Source organism: Arenimonas alkanexedens (assembly GCF_054781355.1).
On the sequence record NZ_BAAGUO010000012.1, the window covers coordinates 1 to 5,557 of the forward strand.

General features: G+C 54.3%; 2 tRNA genes and 3 rRNA genes. All 5 read left to right on the top strand.

Annotation, left to right across the window (positions count from 1 at the left end):
• Window positions 1-276 precede the first annotated feature (276 nt).
• The 5 genes from ACYVGY_RS13575 to rrf all read left to right on the top strand — a co-directional run bounded on the left by ACYVGY_RS13575 (window position 277) and on the right by rrf (window position 5,510).
• Window positions 277-1,821: ribosomal RNA gene (locus ACYVGY_RS13575) — 16S ribosomal RNA — on the top strand.
• 70 nt (window positions 1,822-1,891) lie between these two features.
• A tRNA-Ile gene (locus tag ACYVGY_RS13580) sits at window positions 1,892-1,968 on the top strand.
• Between the two features lie 88 nt (window positions 1,969-2,056).
• Window positions 2,057-2,132: transfer RNA gene (locus ACYVGY_RS13585), tRNA-Ala, on the top strand.
• A 239-nt stretch (window positions 2,133-2,371) separates the two neighbouring features.
• Window positions 2,372-5,255 (top strand): 23S ribosomal RNA (locus ACYVGY_RS13590).
• A 140-nt stretch (window positions 5,256-5,395) separates the two neighbouring features.
• Window positions 5,396-5,510 (top strand): 5S ribosomal RNA (gene rrf / locus ACYVGY_RS13595).
• Together the 16S, 23S and 5S rRNA genes with 2 tRNA genes alongside form the textbook arrangement of a ribosomal RNA operon.
• Window positions 5,511-5,557 lie beyond the last annotated feature (47 nt).

Genomic DNA, 5,557 nt, shown 5'->3' on the forward strand with positions numbered 1-5,557 from the left:
AGGGGGTGAAAAAAGGACGGTTTAGGGTGTTGACGTCCTACGAAACTGCTCTATAATGTGCGGCTCCCTTGAGCGAAACGCCTTGGGACGCGGCAGCCGGAAGGCGCCGCAAGCTGACGATCTTTGACAGTGTGCGCAGGAAATTTGTGCGGGCGCCTGACGGGTGATGGATGAGTCCAAAACTTGCAGACGTCTAGCCAAAAAAGCTTTAAGTCGTTTGAGTAATCAAGTGAAATAAAGCCATGGTCGGACATCTGCAGAAAAAGCTTTTAGCTTTAACTGAAGAGTTTGATCCTGGCTCAGAGTGAACGCTGGCGGCAGGCCTAACACATGCAAGTCGAGCGGCAGCGCAGCAGTAGCAATACTGTGGGCGGCGAGCGGCGGACGGGTGAGGAATACATCGGAATCTACCTTCTTGTGGGGGATAACGTAGGGAAACTTACGCTAATACCGCATAAGACCTGAGGGTGAAAGCGGGGGACCGTAAGGCCTCGCGCGAGAAGATGAGCCGATGTCGGATTAGCTTGTTGGTGAGGTAATGGCTCACCAAGGCGACGATCCGTAGCTGGTCTGAGAGGATGATCAGCCACACTGGAACTGAGACACGGTCCAGACTCCTACGGGAGGCAGCAGTGGGGAATATTGGACAATGGGCGCAAGCCTGATCCAGCCATGCCGCGTGTGTGAAGAAGGCCTTCGGGTTGTAAAGCACTTTTGTTGGGGAAGAAAAGATCTGGGTTAATAACCTGGGTTCATGACGGTACCCAAAGAATAAGCACCGGCTAACTTCGTGCCAGCAGCCGCGGTAATACGAAGGGTGCAAGCGTTACTCGGAATTACTGGGCGTAAAGCGTGCGTAGGCGGTTTGTTAAGTCTGCCGTGAAAGCCCCGGGCTCAACCTGGGAATTGCGGTGGATACTGGCAGGCTAGAGTACGGTAGAGGGTGGTGGAATTCCCGGTGTAGCAGTGAAATGCGTAGAGATCGGGAGGAACATCTATGGCGAAGGCAGCCACCTGGACCAGTACTGACGCTGAGGCACGAAAGCGTGGGGAGCAAACAGGATTAGATACCCTGGTAGTCCACGCCCTAAACGATGCGGACTGGACGTTGGGCTCAATTGAGAGCTCAGTGTCGAAGCTAACGCGTTAAGTCCGCCGCCTGGGGAGTACGGTCGCAAGACTGAAACTCAAAGGAATTGACGGGGGCCCGCACAAGCGGTGGAGTATGTGGTTTAATTCGATGCAACGCGAAGAACCTTACCTGGTCTTGACATCCACGGAACCCTTTAGAGATAGAGGGGTGCCTTCGGGAACCGTGAGACAGGTGCTGCATGGCTGTCGTCAGCTCGTGTCGTGAGATGTTGGGTTAAGTCCCGCAACGAGCGCAACCCTTGTCCTTAGTTGCCAGCGAGTAATGTCGGGAACTCTAAGGAGACTGCCGGTGACAAACCGGAGGAAGGTGGGGATGACGTCAAGTCATCATGGCCCTTACGACCAGGGCTACACACGTACTACAATGGTGGGGACAGAGGGTCGCGAAGCCGCGAGGTGGAGCCAATCCCAGAAACCCCATCCTAGTCCGGATCGGAGTCTGCAACTCGACTCCGTGAAGTCGGAATCGCTAGTAATCGCGGATCAGCATTGCCGCGGTGAATACGTTCCCGGGCCTTGTACACACCGCCCGTCACACCATGGGAGTGGGTTGCACCAGAAGCAGGTAGTCTAACCGCAAGGAGGACGCTTGCCACGGTGTGATTCATGACTGGGGTGAAGTCGTAACAAGGTAGCCGTATCGGAAGGTGCGGCTGGATCACCTCCTTTTGAGCATGACGAGTCTTCACTCGCCAGGCGTCCGCACAAGTTTCCTGCATTCCACAACGTGATCCGGCCTGGGTCTGTAGCTCAGGTGGTTAGAGCGCACCCCTGATAAGGGTGAGGTCGGAGGTTCGAGTCCTCCTAGACCCACCATTTTCGCGTCTGGCGTCGTTGCCGAACCGCTCACGGGCGTCAGCCCGCATCGCAGTTCGGCGCCTAGCCAGCCACGAAAACCTATCACGGGGCCATAGCTCAGCTGGGAGAGCACCTGCTTTGCAAGCAGGGGGTCGTCGGTTCGATCCCGACTGGCTCCACCAGTGTCCAGCGGTAGCAAACGTCAGTGGAATGACAGCGCACACAAAAGATTTAGACGACAGGCACAGGCCTGGCGTCGTGTTCTTTGAAAACATGGGACGTAGCGAGCGTTTGAGACGAAATTGTCATCAACACGTGTCGTAGAGGCTAAGGCGGGAATCCTGGTCAAGGATTCCTTATTGAGTTTAATCGTTGTAACTATTTGCGAAAACGATGACTTCGAGGCGACTTGAGGTTATATGGTCAAGCGAATAAGCGCACACGGTGGATGCCTTGGCGGTCAGAGGCGATGAAGGACGTGGCAGCCTGCGAAAAGTTCCGGGGAGTCGGCAACAGACATTGATCCGGAAATGTCCGAATGGGGAAACCCACTGCTTCGGCAGTATCGTGCAGTGAATACATAGCTGTACGAGGCGAACGCGGTGAACTGAAATATCTCAGTAACCGTAGGAAAAGAAATCAACCGAGATTCCCCCAGTAGTGACGAGCGAACGGGGACCAGCCCTGAAGTCTATTAGGTTCTAGCAAAATGGCTTGGAAAGGCCAGCCGTAGAAGGTGATAGCCCTGTATGTGAAAGGGCCTAGTAGATGATGATGAGTAAGGCGGGGCACGTGAAACCCTGTCTGAATATGGGGGGACCATCCTCCAAGGCTAAATACTCCTGACCGACCGATAGTGAACCAGTACCGTGAGGGAAAGGCGAAAAGAACCCCGGCGAGGGGAGTGAAATAGAACCTGAAACCGTGTGCGTACAAGCAGTGGGAGCGGACTTGTTCCGTGACTGCGTACCTTTTGTATAATGGGTCAGCGACTTATTGTCTGTAGCAAGCTTAACCGTATAGGGGAGGCGAAGGGAAACCGAGTCTGAATAGGGCGCATAGTTGCAGGCAATAGACCCGAAACCGGGTGATCTAGCCATGCCCAGGGTGAAGGTCGGGTAACACCGACTGGAGGCCCGAACCCACTCCTGTTGCAAAAGTAGGGGATGAGGTGTGGCTAGGAGTGAAAAGCTAATCGAACCCGGAGATAGCTGGTTCTCCTCGAAAGCTATTTAGGTAGCGCCTCGCACGAATCTTCTTGGGGGTAGAGCACTGTTATGGCTAGGGGGTCATTGTGACTTACCAAACCATGGCAAACTCCGAATACCAAGACAGACTATGCGGGAGACACACGGCGGGTGCTAACGTCCGTCGTGAAAAGGGAAACAACCCAGACCCACAGCTAAGGTCCCCAAATTACCGCTCAGTGGAAAACGATGTGGGAAGGCACAGACAGCCAGGAGGTTGGCTTAGAAGCAGCCATCCTTTAAAGAAAGCGTAATAGCTCACTGGTCGAGTCGGCCTGCGCGGAAGATTTAACGGGGCTAAGCGGTATACCGAAGCTTGGGGTGTGCATCTTTGATGTACGCGGTAGAGGAGCGTTCCGTAAGCCGTTGAAGGTAGGTTGAGAAGCCTGCTGGAGGTATCGGAAGTGCGAATGCTGACATAAGTAACGATAATGCGGGTGAAAAACCCGCACGCCGAAAGCCCAAGGTTTCCTTGCACAACGTTAATCGGTGCAGGGTGAGTCGGCCCCTAAGGCGAGACCGAAAGGTGTAGTCGATGGGAAGCTGGTTAATATTCCAGCACCTCGCGTGACTGCGATGGGGGGACGGAGAAGGTTAGGTGTACCGGGCGTTGGTTGTCCCGGGGAAAGGAGGTAGGCATTGAGCGTAGGCAAATCCGCGCTCATCTATGCCGAGCACCGAGACGAGTTCTATTAGGACGAAGTCACTGATACCACGCTTCCAGGAAAAGCCTCTAAGCTTCAGGTCACGCAGACCGTACCGTAAACCGACACAGGTGGGTAGGATGAGAATTCTCAGGCGCTTGAGAGAACTTGGGTGAAGGAACTAGGCAACATGGTACCGTAACTTCGGGAGAAGGTACGCCTTGATGGGTGGCTATATGCATAGCTGAGCTCGTCAGGGCCGCAGAAACCAGGCCGCTGCGACTGTTTATCAAAAACACAGCACTCTGCAAACACGAAAGTGGACGTATAGGGTGTGACGCCTGCCCGGTGCCGGAAGGTTAATTGATGGGGTTAGCCGCAAGGCGAAGCTCTTGATCGAAGCCCCGGTAAACGGCGGCCGTAACTATAACGGTCCTAAGGTAGCGAAATTCCTTGTCGGGTAAGTTCCGACCTGCACGAATGGCGTAACGACAGCGGCGCTGTCTCCACCCAAGACTCAGTGAAATTGAAATCGCTGTGAAGATGCAGCGTTCCCGCGGCAAGACGGAAAGACCCCGTGAACCTTTACTATAGCTTTACATTGAACGTTGAGTTCGTCTGTGTAGGATAGGTGGGAGGCTATGAAGTATGGACGCTAGTTCGCATGGAGCCATCCTTGAAATACCACCCTGATGTGCTTGACGTTCTAACCTGGGCCCGTTATCCGGGTCGGGGACCATGTATGGTGGGTAGTTTGACTGGGGCGGTCTCCTCCCAAAGAGTAACGGAGGAGCACGAAGGTACGCTCAGCGCGGTCGGACATCGCGCACTGTGTGCAAAGGCATAAGCGTGCTTGACTGCAAGATCGACGGATCAAGCAGGTACGAAAGTAGGTCTTAGTGATCCGGTGGTTCTGTATGGAAGGGCCATCGCTCAACGGATAAAAGGTACTCCGGGGATAACAGGCTGATACCGCCCAAGAGTTCATATCGACGGCGGTGTTTGGCACCTCGATGTCGGCTCATCACATCCTGGGGCTGTAGTCGGTCCCAAGGGTATGGCTGTTCGCCATTTAAAGTGGTACGCGAGCTGGGTTCAGAACGTCGTGAGACAGTTCGGTCCCTATCTGTCGTGGGCGTTGGAGATTTGAGAGGGGCTGCTCCTAGTACGAGAGGACCGGAGTGGACGACCCCCTGGTGTTCCGGTTGTCATGCCAATGGCATTGCCGGGTAGCTATGGTCGGAAACGATAACCGCTGAAAGCATCTAAGCGGGAAGCGTGCCTCAAGATGAGATCTCCCGGGACTTTAAGTCCCCTAAAGGAACCATCAAGACTAGGTGGTTGATAGGTCAGGTGTGTAAGCACAGCAATGTGTTGAGCTAACTGATACTAATGATCCGTGAGGCTTGATCATATAACCTCAAGACGCCTTATCCTCGACAACACGTGTCGACGATCTAGCCAAAAAATGTTCGCTACGTCCCCCCTTTGAGAGCGTGAGCGCATAACTCCGTCCGTTTTTTGGACGCAGCTACTGCGACCCTCCACCCTCTCCCTGGCGACCATAGCGCTGTGGAACCACCCGATCCCATCCCGAACTCGGAAGTGAAACGCAGCTGCGCCAATGGTAGTGTGGCCTAAGCCATGCAAGAGTAGGTCATCGCCAGGGTTTTTATCCCAGAAGGCCGGTCCCAAAAGGACCGGCCTTCTTCTTTT